At 69.8% G+C, this 14,750-nt stretch carries 12 protein-coding genes and 2 tRNA genes; 3 read left to right on the top strand and 11 right to left on the bottom strand.

Going from position 1 to position 14,750, the window contains the following annotated elements; translation table 11 throughout:
* Positions 1-50: 50 nt before the first annotated feature.
* Together J2S42_RS22205 and J2S42_RS22200 are read left to right on the top strand one after the other, a co-directional pair.
* Positions 51-1,784 carry a proline--tRNA ligase gene (locus J2S42_RS22205; protein ID WP_307242044.1) on the top strand — a complete coding sequence of 578 codons (1,734 nt, stop codon included), beginning with the start codon at positions 51-53 and terminating at the stop codon, positions 1,782-1,784.
* A 64-nt stretch (positions 1,785-1,848) separates the two neighbouring features.
* Positions 1,849-2,262, top strand: a complete 414-nt coding sequence (locus J2S42_RS22200) for a SufE family protein (RefSeq protein WP_307242042.1) — start codon at positions 1,849-1,851, stop codon at positions 2,260-2,262.
* 33 nt (positions 2,263-2,295) lie between these two features.
* On the opposite strand, the gene J2S42_RS22195 is transcribed toward J2S42_RS22200, so the two are convergent.
* The 9 genes from J2S42_RS22195 to gyrB form a co-directional block, all read right to left on the bottom strand.
* Positions 2,296-2,820, bottom strand: coding sequence for a YbaK/EbsC family protein (locus J2S42_RS22195; protein ID WP_307248929.1), 525 nt, complete (start codon positions 2,818-2,820; stop codon positions 2,296-2,298).
* 15 nt (positions 2,821-2,835) lie between these two features.
* Positions 2,836-3,729: a glycoside hydrolase family 32 protein gene (locus tag J2S42_RS22190; RefSeq protein WP_307242039.1), complete on the bottom strand. Its 894-nt coding sequence runs from the start codon at positions 3,727-3,729 to the stop codon at positions 2,836-2,838.
* A gap of 9 nt (positions 3,730-3,738) precedes the next feature.
* Positions 3,739-4,677, bottom strand: coding sequence for a sulfotransferase family protein (locus tag J2S42_RS22185; protein ID WP_307242038.1), 939 nt, complete (start codon positions 4,675-4,677; stop codon positions 3,739-3,741).
* A 773-nt stretch (positions 4,678-5,450) separates the two neighbouring features.
* A tRNA-Ala gene (locus J2S42_RS22180) sits at positions 5,451-5,523 on the bottom strand.
* 11 nt (positions 5,524-5,534) lie between these two features.
* A complete protein-coding gene (locus tag J2S42_RS22175; protein ID WP_307242036.1) occupies positions 5,535-5,663 on the bottom strand; it encodes a DLW-39 family protein in 129 nt (42 codons plus the stop codon).
* Positions 5,664-5,730: 67 nt separating this feature from the next.
* A tRNA-Ile gene (locus tag J2S42_RS22170) sits at positions 5,731-5,804 on the bottom strand.
* A 128-nt stretch (positions 5,805-5,932) separates the two neighbouring features.
* Positions 5,933-6,904 carry a DUF3566 domain-containing protein gene (locus tag J2S42_RS22165; RefSeq protein WP_307242035.1) on the bottom strand — a complete coding sequence of 324 codons (972 nt, stop codon included), beginning with the start codon at positions 6,902-6,904 and terminating at the stop codon, positions 5,933-5,935.
* Positions 6,905-6,907: 3 nt separating this feature from the next.
* Positions 6,908-9,430, bottom strand: coding sequence for a DNA gyrase subunit A (gene gyrA / locus J2S42_RS22160; RefSeq protein WP_307242033.1), 2,523 nt, complete (start codon positions 9,428-9,430; stop codon positions 6,908-6,910).
* A 105-nt stretch (positions 9,431-9,535) separates the two neighbouring features.
* Positions 9,536-11,479 carry a DNA topoisomerase (ATP-hydrolyzing) subunit B gene (gyrB, locus tag J2S42_RS22155; RefSeq protein WP_307242032.1) on the bottom strand — a complete coding sequence of 648 codons (1,944 nt, stop codon included), beginning with the start codon at positions 11,477-11,479 and terminating at the stop codon, positions 9,536-9,538.
* A gap of 541 nt (positions 11,480-12,020) precedes the next feature.
* Between gyrB and J2S42_RS22150 the strand changes: the two genes are divergently transcribed.
* Positions 12,021-12,575 carry a hypothetical protein gene (locus J2S42_RS22150; protein WP_307242030.1) on the top strand — a complete coding sequence of 185 codons (555 nt, stop codon included), beginning with the start codon at positions 12,021-12,023 and terminating at the stop codon, positions 12,573-12,575.
* 425 nt (positions 12,576-13,000) lie between these two features.
* Here J2S42_RS22150 and J2S42_RS22145 read toward each other — a convergent pair whose 3' ends face one another.
* Both J2S42_RS22145 and recF read right to left on the bottom strand, forming a co-directional pair.
* Complete coding sequence (locus J2S42_RS22145; protein ID WP_307242029.1) at positions 13,001-13,549, bottom strand: DciA family protein; 549 nt, start codon at positions 13,547-13,549, stop codon at positions 13,001-13,003.
* Complete coding sequence (gene recF, locus J2S42_RS22140; protein ID WP_307242027.1) at positions 13,539-14,705, bottom strand: DNA replication/repair protein RecF; 1,167 nt, start codon at positions 14,703-14,705, stop codon at positions 13,539-13,541. Before recF ends, J2S42_RS22145 begins: the two co-directional genes overlap by 11 nt.
* Between the last annotated feature and the right edge of the window lie 45 nt (positions 14,706-14,750).

Raw genomic sequence — 14,750 nt, 5'->3', positions numbered from 1 at the left:
CGAGTCTGCCCGACAATGGTTGCCCGCGGTGTGCGCCGTACCCTTCTCGCATGCTGCTTCGCATGTCGACCCTGTTCCTGCGCACGCTCCGCGAGGACCCCGCCGAGGCCGAGGTTCCGAGCCACAGGTTGCTGGTCCGTGCCGGTTACGTCCGGCGGGCCGCGCCGGGCGGCTACACCTGGCTGCCGCTGGGGAAGATGGTGCTGGACCGGGTCGCCGCGATCGTGCACGAGGAGATGCGCGCGATCGGCGGGCAGGAGGTGCACTTCCCGGCGCTGCTGCCGCGGGACGCGTACGAGAAGAGCGGCCGGTGGACCGCCTACGGTGACGACATCTTCCGCCTCAAGGACCGGCGCGGCGCGGAGTACCTGCTGGCGCCGACGCACGAGGAGCTGTTCACGCTGCTGGTGCAGGACCTGTTCGGGTCCTACCGCGACTTCCCGGTGATCCTCTACCAGATCCAGACGAAGTTCCGCGACGAGGCGCGGCCCCGGGCCGGGCTGCTGCGCGGGCGCGAGTTCCTGATGAAGGACGCGTACTCGTTCGACCTCACGGACGCCGGTCTGGAGGAGTCGTATGCCAAGCACCGCGTCGCGTACCAGCGGATCTTCGAGCGTCTCGGGCTCGACTTCACGATCGTGTCGGCGCAGTCGGGCGCGATGGGCGGCTCCGGTTCGGAGGAGTTCCTGGCCGCGGCCGAGGTCGGCGAGGACACCTTCGTGGGCTGCGCGGCCTGTTCCTACGCGGCCAACACGGAAGCGGTGACCACGCCCGCTCCCTCTCCGGTCGACGGGGAGCACCCGGCGCTGGAGGTGCACGACACCCCGGAGACGCCGACGATCCAGTCGCTGGTCGACCTGGCGAACGCGCGCGGGCTGGCCGGCCGTACCGACTGGACCGCCGCGGACACGCTGAAGAACGTGGTCGTGCAGCTGAGCCGGCCCGGTGTCGCGGAGAAGGAACTGCTGGTCATCGGCGTGCCGGGTGACCGCGAGGTGGACCTGAAGCGGGTCGAGGCCCAGGTGCACCCGGCAGCGGTCGCCATGTTCGAGGACTTCGCGTCTCGGCCCGACCTGGTCCGTGGCTACATCGGGCCGCAGAAGCTCGACGCCCGTTACCTGGTCGACCCGCGGGTGGCGGCCGGCAGCGCGTGGCTGACCGGTGCGAACGAGCCCGGCAAGCACGCCACGAACGTGGTCGCCGGCCGCGACTTCACGCCGGACGGCACCATCGAGGCGGTCGAGGTGCGCGCCGGCGACCCGTGCCCGAACTGCGCGGACGGCACGCTGGAGATCCGCCGCGGCATCGAGATCGGGCACATCTTCCAGCTCGGCCGCCGGTTCGCGGACGCGTTCGGGCTGGACGCGCTCGGCCAGGACGGCAAGCCGGTCCGGATCACCATGGGCTCGTACGGCGTGGGCGTCTCCCGAGCGGTCGCGGCCATCGCGGAGCAGCACTGCGACGAGCGTGGTCTGGTGTGGCCGAAGTCGGTGGCCCCGTTCGACGTGCAGGTGATCCCGGCCGGCAAGGGCGCGCAGTTGGAGATCGCTACTGAGCTGGCCTCCACACTGGTCGCCGCGGGACTGCGGGTGCTGCTCGACGATCGGCCGGCCAAGGTGTCCACCGGCGTACGGTTCGCGGACGCGGACCTGATCGGCGCGCCGCACTCGGTCGTCGTCGGCCGCGGTGCCACGGACGGCGTCGTGGAGCTGCGCGTACGTGCCACGGACGAGCGCTCCGAGGTGCCGATCTCCGACGTGGTCAGCCTCCTGACCAGCGATTGAGACGTTCGCCCGCCGGGTAGGTGGACGTCACGGTCCACCTACCCGCGGAGCGTAGTTTGTGATCATGTCTGAGATGCCGCCGAAACTGGCCGAGATCGTCGACGAACTGGCCTCTGCGCCGCGGGACGTGGTGCTGGAGATGCTGCTGGAGTTCTCCGACGCGGTCCCGCCGCTGCCGCCGACCCTGGCCCACGACGGCATGGAGCAGGTGCCGGAGTGCCAGACCGCGTTCTTCCTGCACGCGGAGGTCGGCGCGGACGGCGTGGTGACCACGTACTTCGACGCGCCGCCGGAGGCACCGACCACGCGCGCGTTCGCCGGGATCCTGGCGGAGGGGTTGGCCGGCGCGACCGTGCCGGAGGTGCTGGCCGTGCCGGACGACCTGTACGTACGGATGGGCCTGGCCGAGGTGATCAGCCCGCTCCGGGTGCGCGGCGGCCACGCGATCCTGGCCCGGCTGAAGCGGCAGATCTCCTGATCTTGCAGCTTTCATGTTTCACGTGAAACGCCGTCAGCGCGCCAGCCCTTCGACGATCTCCGCTCGCGGCAGCTCCGCCGCGAGCGCGCCCGGGATCTGCAGCTTGCCGTGCCGCACGCCGGACCCGATCACTACTGAGGCCGCCTCCAGCACGCGCGGGTCGATCAGCACCGGCCACTCCGCCGGCAGGCCGATCGGCGTGATGCCGCCGTGCTCCATCCCGGTCAGTGCCACGGCGTCGTCCATCGGCGCGAAGCTCAGCTTGCGCACGTTCAGGTGCTTGCGGACCACGCCGTTCACGTCCGCGCGCGTGGTCGCCAGCAGCAGGCAGGCCGCGTACCGGGTGACGCCCTCGCGCTTGCCGGCGACGATCACACAGTTCGCGGACTCGTCCAGGCGCACGTCGTACGCCGCACAGAACGCGGCCGTGTCGGCCAGCCCGGCGTCAATCGCGGCCACCTCGACACCCGGGCGGTTCCACCCCTTGAGGGCGGCCTCGACCGGCGCGGCCAGCAGGTCCGGCCGGTCGAGCGCCGGCTCGGTCTTCAGGTTTCCCATCACCGAGCCATCGTGTCAGACCAGTTCGGTACGCAGCTCGTGCGCGCCGTCCGGCCGGGTCCCCTCGTAGTAGATCCGGTGCCGGCCGCCGTCCAGCGCGACCACGCTCAGGTAGCGCAGCCCGTGCGGCGCGTACGGCGACTCGATCGGGTCCCCCTCGTCCGCGGTCAGCCGCCCGAACGCGCCGCGCGCGACGCCGGTGCGCTCCTCCCAGTTCTCCTCCGCGGTCGCCCGCCCGTCGTAGGCGACGGTCAGCTCGTCGCCGTCCGCGAGCACCGCGGCCACCCGGACGCCGCGCGCGTCCCACTCGCCGGACCGCCCGGCCAGCGCGGTGCCGCGCCAGGTCCAGGCCAAGCCGTCCGGGCTGGTCGCGTACCAGGTGGTCATCCGGTCGGCGTGCTCGTCCGTCTCCAGCGGGTGGCAGGACGCCCAGAGGTGCCAGCCACCGTCGTGGAACAGCACCACCGGGTCCTTGACGCCGACCGTGTCGTCGCCGGGCAGCACCGTGACCGCCGGCGCGGTGGCCAGGCCCTCCGGCGTGTCCGCCTCCAGCAGGTCGACGCGCCAATGCTTGGTGCCGGGCGTGGCCACACTGACGTACACCCGCCACCGGCCGTCCGGCGTGCGCACCAGCGCGGGACGCTCCAGCGACTCACCGCCGAACGCGTCCCGGTGCAGCTCCGCGACCGTGGTGAAGTGGACGCCGTCGCCGGACCGGGCGATCACGTTGACGAAGCCGCGCCCCTCCCCGATCGGCTTGCGCAACCGGTAGGCCAGGTAGATCGTGTCACCGTCGCGCACCGCGCTCGGCGCACCGGCCCAGGCACCGGTCCGTCCCTCCGGGGGCGCGATCACGGTCGTGCCCTCGTGCCACCGCGGCAGGGGAAACGTCGTCGTCGGCGTGGTCACGCTGTCTCCTTACTTCACGATTTGTGCGGTATGGGTGGTCAACTGCGTCCAATCGTCGTACGACACGCCGGTGACCTCCTCCAACAGCCGGATCTCCTCGATGAACCCCGGCAGCACCGCGGCCCGCTGCGCCACGGTCAGCCGCGGCCGGCGTCCCCGCTCCCGGTGCAACGCGGTCAGCAGCGGCCCACGGAACGTCTTCCGCAGCCACACCGGATACCGGTGCCCGATCCGGCCGCCGTTGCGCAACAGAAAGCGCAGCGCGCCGTTGACCGGCGTGTCCGCGACCGAGAAGTTCACGTTCGCCTGCGGCACCACGTCGATCACGCCGGTTGCCACGCCCAGGAACGCACACACCCGGTCCAGCGCCTCCGCCGGCGTCTCCCGGAGGTCGCGATAGCGGAGAATCAGCACTTGATCGCGGTCGAACAGCTCGAACAGATGCCGCACCTGACTGCCGTACCGCCCGAGCCCCGCGTAGTGCCAGAACGCCGCCCACCCGGCCGCGACACGCTCCGGCTCCCGCCGCATCGCGGCCACGAAGTCCGCCTCCGGCTCCAGCCCCGCGGTCCACAGGTGCTGCCAGTTCGAGTGTGCCCGGTCCACCGGGTCGCGCAGCAACAGAATGATCCGCACATCCGGCACCAGCTCGCGAATCCGCCGCTGCGCCGCCAGATCATGCAGGTAGAACGGCGTCGCCTCCCCGGTCAACGCCCCCGCCGGCGCGCCCGCGAACAGCCGCTCGTAATCCGCCCGCCGCCACACGTGCTCCTGATACGTCTGGATGTCCCCCGGCCCCCCGTGTTTCGGCGGCGGCCCATCCGACAGAAAGAACTTCGGCTCCTTCACCGGCGACAGATACAGCCCCGGATGCCTGGCCAACGCCGCATGCAACGCGGTCGTACCGGCCTTGGGCACCCCCGCGATCAGGAAGTCGGGCAACGCCATGGCGCCTCCTACCCCGTCATTCCCATCTCCTAAATGGGATATCCACCCAGGTTACCCCGAATCCGTCCGTCCAAGCCCTCCATACCGCGCTCCCCTTCCCCACGAGATCGCGGTGCCTCCGACTCCGCTGGCGTTCCGCCCCGGCCGCCGCTACGCAGCCAGTCCCGCACCAGATGGTCCGAGCCTCGGAAGCGTCTCCGATGCACCAGCCGCCCTCGCCTCCATCGAAACCGGCCACCCTTCAGGCAAGTCCATCATCAAAGTGGCATAACGCCCACCCTCGCCCCCACCCCCACAATCCAGCGCCGTCGGCGCGGTCAGCGCAGTCGGCACGGTAGCGGTAGCGCGGCCAGCGCGGTCGGCGCGGTAGCGCAGTCGCGCAGTCAGCGCAGTCGGCACGGTAGCGGTAGCGCGGCCAGCGCGGTCGGCGCGGTAGCGCAGTCGCGCGGTCGGCGCAGTAGCGCAGTCAGCGCAGTCGGCGCAGTAGCGCAGTCAGCGCAGTCGGCACGGTAGCGGTAGCGCGGCCAGCGCAGTCGGCGCGGTAGCGCAGTCGCGCGGTCGGCGCAGTCAGCGCGGTAGCCCGGTCAGCGCAGTCGGCGCGGTAGCGCGTCAATGAGCCGAGCGAAGCGAGGCAACCCCCACCCCAGAACCAGCACCCCGCCCACCCAACGCAACCACCAGCCCGTGGGGGCGTCCGGGGGCTCGGCCCCCGGAGCAGAATGACGAGCGCCCCCGGTCCGCGCAGTCCGCGGACAGGGGGCGCCCAAAGCTCGTGGAGCCCAGGAGAATCGAACTCCTAACCCCCGCCTTGCAAAGGCGGTGCTCTGCCAATTGAGCTAGGGCCCCGGGTTTGTTACTTACCGCAGGTCGGGAGCGGTGGTGGCCTCGTGCCACAGTGCGCGCTCGTCGCTCGACTGCTTGATCTTTCGCGCGATCAGGACGGCCGCGCCGACAACACCCGCTGCGATCAGGAGCTTCTTAAACATTGGGGTTGTCCCCTCGCTGTTTGAGCCGGCCGACCGGGGTGTCGCGGCGATTCGGGAGAATCGGAAGTGGGGCTAGCTGGAATCGAACCAGCGACCTCAGAGTTATCAGCTCTGCGCTCTAACCGACTGAGCTATAGCCCCGTGCGACCGGGAAAGATTACCGCACTTGCTCCGGACGCCCCAAATCGGGGGTCCGGCGGTCAGGTTCAGTGTCGCGTGGTTGCCGTGGTGAGGCACGCGATTTTCTCCTGACCGCCGGGTCCGGTGGGTCAGTCGCGCTCCGCGAGCGTGAGCTCGACGCCGCCGACGAGGTCGGCGCAGACGTTGTAGATGAATGCGCCGAGGGTTGCCAGCGCGGTGAACAGCACCACGTTGACCAGGCCGATCAGCGCGGAGGTGCCGATCACGCCCTTAGCGGTGATCTTGAAGACGGAGCCGCCGCCGGTGTCGCCGCCGGATGCGGTGACCAGCTCGGCCAGCGTCTCGTTGACGCTCTGGAAGACGCCCATCGCGTCGAGTGCCAGGTAGAGCACGGACGTGGCCACGATTACCACGATGAACAGCACCAGCGAGACCGCGAACGAGAACTTCATCACGGACCAGGGGTCGATCCGCTTGACGTTCAGCCGGGCCCGGCGGGGGCCGCGGGCGGCGGCTCCGCCGACCGCGTTGCGCGCGGCCCGGATGGTGTCTGTGACGCGGGCCGCGCCGACGCCGCGGACGGCGCCGCTGACCTTACTTCCGAGGCCGCTGAGCCCGCCGGTGGTGCTCGCCGAGGACGCGGTGCCGACGCTGGCCGGGATCCGCTCGGTCCGCTCGCCGGGCGGGCTGGACGGGCTGCTGCCGGCGGCGGCCGGGCTGGCCTTCGGCGGGGTGGCGGGCTTGGCCGGTGCGGCCTTCGCCGATGCCGATGCCGAGGTCGAGGTCGAGGTCGACGAACTCGCCGAGGCGGGCTTGCCGGCCGGCACGATGACGGGCTTCACGGTGTCCTTGTCTCCTGTGGCGCTCGGCGTCGCCGGCTTGGCGGTCCCGGTCGACGACGAACCGGCCGGCGCCTCGTCCGGCGGCGGCTTCATCCCCGGTGCACGCGTGAACTTCGGCGACGGTGCGTCCGTGGAGGGTCCGACCACCGCACGGCCCACGACCGCGCGGCCCTTGGCCTTGGCGTCACCGTCGGCGGAGTCCTTGCCGGCCGGAGTCGCCGAGGTCCCCGCCCCCGACGTCGCCTGTGTCTCCGTCATTCATCAGTCCTGTTCGTCAGGCTCGTCGGCATTGCGAGCAATCGCCACGATGGTCACGCCTTCTGGGAGATCCATGAGCTTGACCCCCATTGTGTTCCGGTCCCGCGTACGACGTACAGGCTTCACCGGAGTCCGGATCACGCCACCGTTACTCGTGATCGCGAACAGTTCATCATCCGGGTTGATGACAACGGCACCGACCAGACCACCACGCCGTTCCGTGATCTTGGCGGTCAGCACGCCCTTGCCCCCACGTCCCTGCACCGGATACTCCTCGATGGGTGTCCGCTTCGCGTACCCACCGTTGGTGGCTACCAAAACGTCCATCCCTTCCTGCACGACCTCCATCGCGAGCAGCTCGTCGTCCTCGCTGAAGCGCATGCCGATGACACCGGAGGTCGCCCGTCCCATCGGGCGCAGCGTATCGTCTGTCGCCTCGAAGCGGATGGCCTGAGCCTTCTTCGAGACGAGGAGAAGATGGTCACCCGGTCCGGCCAGCGCCGCACCGACCAGCTCGTCCTCCTCGCGCAGGTTGATGGCGATGATGCCACCGCTGCGGTTGGAGTCGAACTCGGCCAGCCGAGTCTTCTTGACCAGGCCTTCCTTGGTCGCGAGCACCAGGTACGGCGCGATGTCGTACCCAGGGATCACGATCACCTGCGCGATGTGCTCCTCCGGCTGGAACGCCAGCAGGTTGGCCACGTGCTGGCCACGCGCGGTCCGGCTGGCCTCCGGCAGCTCGTACGCCTTCGCGCGGTAGACCCGGCCCTTGTTGGTGAAGAAGAGCATCCACGAGTGCGTCGAGGTCACGAAGAAGTGCGAGACGATGTCGTCCTGGCGCAGTGTGGCACCGCTCACACCCTTGCCGCCACGCTTCTGCGAGCGGTACAGGTCGACCTTGGTGCGCTTCGCGTACCCGGTCCGTGTGATCGTCACCACCACGTCTTCGCGGGCGATGAGGTCCTCCATCGAGACCTCGCCGTCGAACGGGATGATCTGCGTACGGCGCTCGTCGCCCCACTTCGCCACGATCTCGCCGAGCTCCTCGGAGATGATCGTGCGCTGCCGCTCCGGCTTGGCCAGGATGTCCTTGAGGTCCGCGATCTCGATCTCGATCTTCGCGAGCTCATCAATGATCTTCTGGCGCTCCAGCGCGGCGAGACGCCGCAGCTGCATGTCGAGGATCGCGGTGGCCTGGATCTCGTCCACCTCGAGCAGCGACATCAGGCCCTGGCGGGAGTCCTCGACCGTCGGCGAGCGCCGGATCAGGGCGATCACCTCGTCGAGCATGTCCAGCGCCTTGACCAGACCGCGCAGGATGTGCGCGCGCTCCTCGGCCTTGCGCAGGCGGTACGCGGTCCGCCGGCGGATGACCTCCATCTGGTGCTCGACGTAGTACCGGATGAACTGCGCCAGGTTGAGCGTGCGCGGCACGCCGTCGACCAGCGCCAGCATGTTCGCGCCGAACGTCTCCTGCAACTGCGTGTGCTTGTACAGGTTGTTCAGCACGACCTTGGCGATCGCGTCGCGCTTGAGCACGATCACCAGGCGCATACCGGTACGGCCGGAGGACTCGTCCCGGATGTCCGCGATCCCGGCGAGCTTGCCCTCCTTGATCAGGTCAGCCATCCGCTCGGCCAGGTTGTCCGGGTTGACCTGGTACGGCAGCTCGGTGACGACCAGCGAGGTGCGCCCCTTCGCGTCCTCCTCCACGTCCACCACCGCGCGCATGCGGATCGAGCCGCGGCCGGTCCGGTAGGCGTCCTGGATCGCCTGGGTGCCGACGATCAGGCCGTTGGTCGGGAAGTCCGGGCCCTTGACGATGCCGAGCAGCGCCTCGAGCGTCTCGGCCTCCTCGGCCTCCGGATTCTCCAGGCACCACTGCACCGCGGCCGCGATCTCCCGCAGGTTGTGCGGCGGGATCTTGGTGGCCATGCCGACCGCGATGCCCTCGGACCCGTTGACCAGCAGGTTCGGGATCCGCGACGGCAGGATCGTGGGCTCCTTGGCCCGGCCGTCGTAGTTGTCCTGCATGTCGACGGTGTCTTCGTCGATGTCCCGCAGCATCTCCATGGCCAGCGGGTCGAGCTTGCACTCGGTGTACCGCATGGCGGCCGCGGGGTCGTTGCCCGGCGAGCCGAAGTTGCCGTTGCCGTCGACCAGCGGGTAGCGCAGCGACCAGTTCTGCGCCATGCGCACCAGCGCGTCGTAGATCGCGGAGTCGCCGTGCGGGTGGAACTGACCCATCACGTCACCGACGACGCGGGAGCACTTCACGTAGCCGCGGTCCGGCCGGTAGCCGGAGTCGTACATCGCGTAGAGGATCTTGCGGTGCACCGGTTTGAGGCCGTCGCGGACGTCCGGGAGGGCGCGGCCGACGATGACGCTCATCGCGTAATCGAGGTACGACCGCTGCATCTCTACTTCGAGGCCGACCGGTTCGATCCGGCCGCCGGCGTCCACCGCGGCGTCGGCCGCGGGCTCCTCCGGCTGCTCGCTACCCGTGGACTCGGGAGTATCCGTCACAGTTAACCCTAACTACTGTCAAAAGCGGCATTTCCCTGTGGATAACCGCTGTGGAAAGCGCGGAAGCTGTGGATAACTCTGCGAGAGCGGCTCGGCCGCTCTCCGCTAGATGTCCAGGAAGCGCACGTCCTTCGCGTTGCGCTGGATGAACGAACGGCGTGCTTCCACGTCCTCCCCCATGAGGACGCTGAAAAGCTCGTCCGCGGTTGCAGCGTCGTCCAGACTCACCTGGCGCAGCGTCCGCGTGGCCGGGTTCATCGTGGTCTCCCACAGCTCGGGGTAGTTCATCTCGCCGAGACCCTTGAACCGCTGGATGTCGTCCGGCTTCGCGTTCGGCTTCTTCTCCTGGCGCAGCCGAATCAGACCGTCCCGCTCGCGGTCGGAGTACGCGTACTGCGCGTCGTCACCCTTGCGGTTCCACTTGATCTTGTAGAGCGGCGGCGACGCGAGGTAGACGTGACCCAGCTCGACCAGCGGCCGCATGAACCGGAACAGCAGCGTGAGCAGCAGCGTCTGGATGTGCTGGCCGTCCACGTCCGCGTCGGCCATCAGCACGATCTTGTGGTACCGCAGCTTCTCGATGTCGAAGTCGTCGTGGATGCCGGTGCCCAGCGCCGTGATCAGCGCCTGGACCTCGTTGTTCTTCAGCACGCGGTCGATCCGCGCCTTCTCCACGTTCAAAATCTTGCCGCGGATCGGCAGGATCGCCTGGACTCGCGGGTCACGGCCCTGCTTGGCCGAGCCGCCGGCCGAGTCACCCTCGACGATGAACACCTCGGAGACCCGCGGGTCGGTCGACTGGCAGTCGGCCAGCTTGCCCGGCATCGAGCCGGACTCCAGCAGCGACTTGCGGCGGGCCAGCTTGCGCGCCTGCGCCGCGGCGATGCGGGCACGAGCGGCCTGCGACGCCTTCGTGATGATCGTCCGGGCCTCGGCCGGGTTGCGGTCCAGCCAGTCGACCAGCCACTCGTTGCAGATCTTCTGCACGAAGCTCTTGGCCTCGGTGTTGCCCAGCTTGGTCTTGGTCTGGCCCTCGAACTGGGGGTTGGCCAGCTTGACCGAGATGATCGCGGCGAGTCCCTCGCGGATGTCCTCGCCGGAGAGCTTCTCGTCGCCCTTGAGGATCTTCTTCTCCGCGCCGTACTTGTTGATCAGCGTGGTCAGCGCCGCACGGAAGCCCTCCTCGTGCGTACCGCCCTCGTGGGTGTTGATCGTGTTGGCGAACGTGTAGACCGACTCGCCGTACGACTCGTTCCACTGCATGGCGATCTCGACCGCGATGCCGTCGCCCTCGGCGTCGAACTGGATCACCGACTTGTGGATCGGCGTCTTGGTCGCGTTGAGGTGACGGACGAAGTCGGCGATGCCCTCCTTGTAGCAGAAGGTCACCTCGCGCTTCTTGCCCTCCTCGTCCGCCTGGCGCTCGTCCAGGATGTGGATGGTCAGGCCCTTGTTGAGGAAGGCCATCTCCTGAAGCCGGCGGTAGATCGTCTGGAAGTCGAACTCGACGGTCTCGAAGATCGCCGGATCCGGCCAGAACGAGACCGTAGTGCCCTTGCCGTCGGTCGCGCCGAGCTGCTCGATCGGCGTCGGCTTGGACGCGTCGAAGTGCTGCCGCCAGTGCGTGCCCGCCTTGTGGATCTCCACGGTCACCTTGGTGGAGAGCGCGTTCACCACGGCCGCGCCGACGCCGTGCAGACCACCGGAGACCGCGTACGCCTTGCCGTCGAACTTTCCGCCGGCGTGCAGCACCGTGTAGGCCACCTCGACACCCGGCTTCTTCAGCTTCGGGTGGATGTCGACGGGGATACCGCGGCCGTTGTCGGCGACGCGGACGCCACCGTCCGCCAGCAGCGTCACGTCGATCGTGTCGCAGTAACCGGCCAGTGCCTCGTCCACCGCGTTGTCGACGATCTCCCACACCAGGTGGTGCAGGCCGCGCTCACCGGTGGACCCGATGTACATACCGGGCCGCTTCCGCACCGCCTCGAGGCCCTCGAGCACGGTGAGTGAATCGGAGTTGTACTCCTGCTTTTCTTCCGCTGCCACCCTCGGCCACTTTCTCGCACCGGACGCCCCGGGGGGACGGACGTTGCGGGTTCGGCGGGCGCACGGCGACACGCACGGCGACTGGGCCGTGCGGACCACCGCGGGAAGCCCGCGGATCGCGATCGGCGGGACGCAGCGGGCAAATCCGGTCACGGAGTGTATCTCCGCGACCAGCTTGCTCACGACGTCCCGATCGCCTCCAATCCTACTGTGCCCCGACGACATTCTCCGGGTACGGCATCCCCTTCCGGGCACCTGAGACCTCCGTAGCGGCGAGAACCGCCCGATCTCGACTCCCCCCACGGGCCCCGGTCTCCGAGATACGACCAGCCGAGCGGCACATATGGTGTGGAAAGCCACGGTGAGCGCGAAAATGCGTGCCGGTCCGTCACGCTGGGGAAGCAAGAACTGAGTGACGAAGCACGCATGACCGATCCGGGTGCGCCGGGGTCGCGCTCGGCCCGTCCGGTCGCGTAACCTGCCCCGGCGCGGGGCGCTAGGCGTTCGAGACTGTCCGAGGCGTAAGGGAAGGTGACCCCCGATGGGGCTTGACAACGTCGCCGTGCAGTGGCCACGCACGGGCCGGTTCTACGACCCGGTGGCACCCGCCGCGTTCGTGGACTTCGCCCAGGTCGCCGACGCGCCGGACGTGGAGTCCCCCACGGCCGCGCTGGCCGGCCACATCGCGGAGACCGGCAGCGTGCGCGCCACCGCGTACACCGAGCTGGTCGATCTGCTCCTCGGCCTCAACGGTGTGCTCTACGCCACAGAGGCCGCGAACGAGGACGAGGACCCGGTCATCGACCCGGACGGCTGCGCCTGGATCGCCGGCGGCCTGGAGAAGTTCGTCATCGGCCACGAGAAGCTCGGCGACCTGGTCACCTTCGACACGGTCGGCGAGGTCCTGCGCACCGCGATCGCCGACAGCCGCCTCGCCGACCAGCAACTCCGCTGGCTCGCCACCCGCATGGACAGCCTCCGCGACGAATCCGGCGGCGCCCCGCAGTGGTCTTTTCCCCTTTCGGAACTCGCCGTCCTGGCCCGCTTCTACCGCCGCTGCGCCGACCGCGCCTTCGCCGTCTATGCGGACTACTGAAACCTGTTTCCCGCTTCCGGGGTGGTCCAGCCCGCATGCTCCCGCGGGCACCGGTCGTCGCTGGCGCTCCTCCCTGCACGTCGAGTGGGTGGTCACCAAAACCCTCGCCGCCCGGAGCCGCGTTCAGGTGGCTTCCGTGATCGGGCGCCTCGCACCGAAATACCGTGATATCCGGACCAGCTGCCGACGCCCGTCTCCGCGTGACCTCGCCGATCCGCCTCGAGTAATCGATCAGGTGAGCGATGGCGCGGCCGGAGAGCGAGTGGTGGCGGGCCGCGGCTCGTCGGGAGTGGGCCGGGACCGGCTCCGTCGCGGCGTCCGGAGCGGAGCGCCAGCGGAGTCGGAGGACACCGCGCGGTTGGCCCGCGGGAGCACGCCCGGAGCGCGCACGCCGGAAGCGGGAAGATCGAGATCTGGGGTCTGGGTCAGCCGTAGGTGTCGCGGGGGCCGCGGCCACGGACGCGACGCGGGCCCTTGCTCCAACTGGGGGCAGCGGGGCCGTGGATGTGGAGTTTCTTGACGACGCCGTGGCCGACCTCGCCGGCGATGCGCTTGATCAGGCCGGCGGCGAGCAGTCGGAGCTGGGTGGCCCAGGCGGTCGATTCGGCTTCGACGGTGAGTTCGCCGTTCTCAAGTTTGACCGGACGGCTGTGTGCGGCGACGTCGGTGCCGACGATCTTCTCCCAGGAGCCGAAGAGCGCGGCTTCGGCGGTGGGGCGCTGCCAGCCGCGGGTCTGGACCAGGCGGTTGAGCATGCTGCCGAGCAGCTGGGGGTCGCGCGGGTCGGGGCCGGGGCCGGAGTAACCGCGCAGCCGGCGGCCGGACTCGGCGCCGGGGCGCGGCTGGGTGCGGCGCTGGGCGCGGGCGGTCTCGCGGCGGGCCTTGGCGGCGTCCAGGACGGCGCGGGCCAGCTCGGGTCCCTGCAGGCCGTCCGGTGGCTCCAGCGGCTCCGACAGCGGGTGATCATGCGACACGGTGCACTTTCCCCTCGGTCACGGCGTATCGGGCGCCACGCAGTGCCTCCGGTACGTCCTCGGCGACCGCGCAGGTGACCAGCAGCTGGGCGGCGCCCGCGACCAGGTCGGCGAGCCGGGTACGGCGGCCCGCGTCCAGCTCGGCGAAAACGTCGTCGAGGACCAGCACCGGCTCGATGCCGTCGCCGCGCAACAGATCGTAGGCGGCAAGGCGGAGTGCGAGCGCGAACGACCAGGACTCGCCGTGGCTCGCGTAGCCCTTGGCCGGCAGGTCGCCGAGCGTGAGCAGGATGTCGTCGCGGTGCGGGCCGACCAGCGTGGTGCCGCGGTCGATCTCGGCGGGACGCGCGTCTGCGAGCATGCCGGCCAGCATCGTCTCCAGGCCGGCGCGGTCCGGCAGCGGGCTGGGCGGGTCGCTGAGCCGTTCGGTGCCGCGGCCGGACGAACCGATCTTGTACGCGATGGCGGCCGCACCCTTGCCGGCCGCGACCGCGTCGTACGCCTTGGCGATGTGCGGCCCGAGTGCGGCGCACAGCTCCAGCCGGCCGGCCAGCAGTTCCGCGCCGTGCCGGGCGAGCTGCGCGTTCCACACCTCCAACGTGGCCAGGTCGGAGCCGTCCCGGTCGCCGCCGGCCCACTTGCGCCGCTGGTACGACGTGCGCAGCAGGGCGTTGCGCTGCTTGACCACCCGCTCGTAGTCGGCGCGCACACCGGCGAACCGCGGCTGGCGGGCGACCAGCAGGTCGTCGAGGTACTTGCGGCGTTCGCCGGGATCGCCGCGGACCAGCTCCAGGTCCTCCGGCGCGAACAGCACGAGCCGCAGCGCGCCGAGGATGTCCCGGGAACGGCGGACCGGGGAGCGGCCGAGGCGGGCCCGGTTCGCCCGGCCGGGGACGATCTCCAACTCGACCAGCAGCTCACGGCCGTCGTGCACGATCGCGCAGCGGATGACCGCGGAGGAGGCGCCGAACCGGACCAGCGGCGCGTCCATCGCCACCCGGTGGCTGCCGAGCGTGGCGACGTACCCGAGCGCCTCGATCAGATTGGTCTTGCCGACACCGTTCGAGCCGACCAGGACGGTGCCGCCGGGTTCGAGGTCGACGGCGACGCGCTCGTACGAGCGGAAGTCGACGAGTTCGAGCCGGCGGACGTACATCCAGGGAGATCCTTTGCCGTTGAAAGCCGACGGGGGTGTGTCGCG

It is taken from the genome of Catenuloplanes indicus (assembly GCF_030813715.1).
Taxonomy (GTDB): Bacteria; Actinomycetota; Actinomycetes; order Mycobacteriales; family Micromonosporaceae; genus Catenuloplanes; species Catenuloplanes indicus.
The sequence above is the reverse complement of the archived record's forward strand: the minus strand, read 5'-3'. Positions and strand labels throughout refer to the sequence as shown.

Bases quoted from the DNA above. Each gene is read 5' to 3' on its own strand.
- recF (WP_307242027.1), bottom strand. From the start codon at position 14,705: ATGTACGTCCGCCGGCTCGAACTCGTCGACTTCCGCTCGTACGAGCGC.
- J2S42_RS22175 (WP_307242036.1), bottom strand. From the start codon at position 5,663: ATGTTTAAGAAGCTCCTGATCGCAGCGGGTGTTGTCGGCGCGGCCGTC.
- J2S42_RS22205 (WP_307242044.1), top strand. From the start codon at position 51: ATGCTGCTTCGCATGTCGACCCTGTTCCTGCGCACGCTCCGCGAGGAC.
- J2S42_RS22200 (WP_307242042.1), top strand. From the start codon at position 1,849: ATGTCTGAGATGCCGCCGAAACTGGCCGAGATCGTCGACGAACTGGCC.
- J2S42_RS22185 (WP_307242038.1), bottom strand. From the start codon at position 4,677: ATGGCGTTGCCCGACTTCCTGATCGCGGGGGTGCCCAAGGCCGGTACG.
- J2S42_RS22195 (WP_307248929.1), bottom strand. From the start codon at position 2,820: ATGGGAAACCTGAAGACCGAGCCGGCGCTCGACCGGCCGGACCTGCTG.
- J2S42_RS22165 (WP_307242035.1), bottom strand. From the start codon at position 6,904: ATGACGGAGACACAGGCGACGTCGGGGGCGGGGACCTCGGCGACTCCG.
- J2S42_RS22150 (WP_307242030.1), top strand. From the start codon at position 12,021: ATGGGGCTTGACAACGTCGCCGTGCAGTGGCCACGCACGGGCCGGTTC.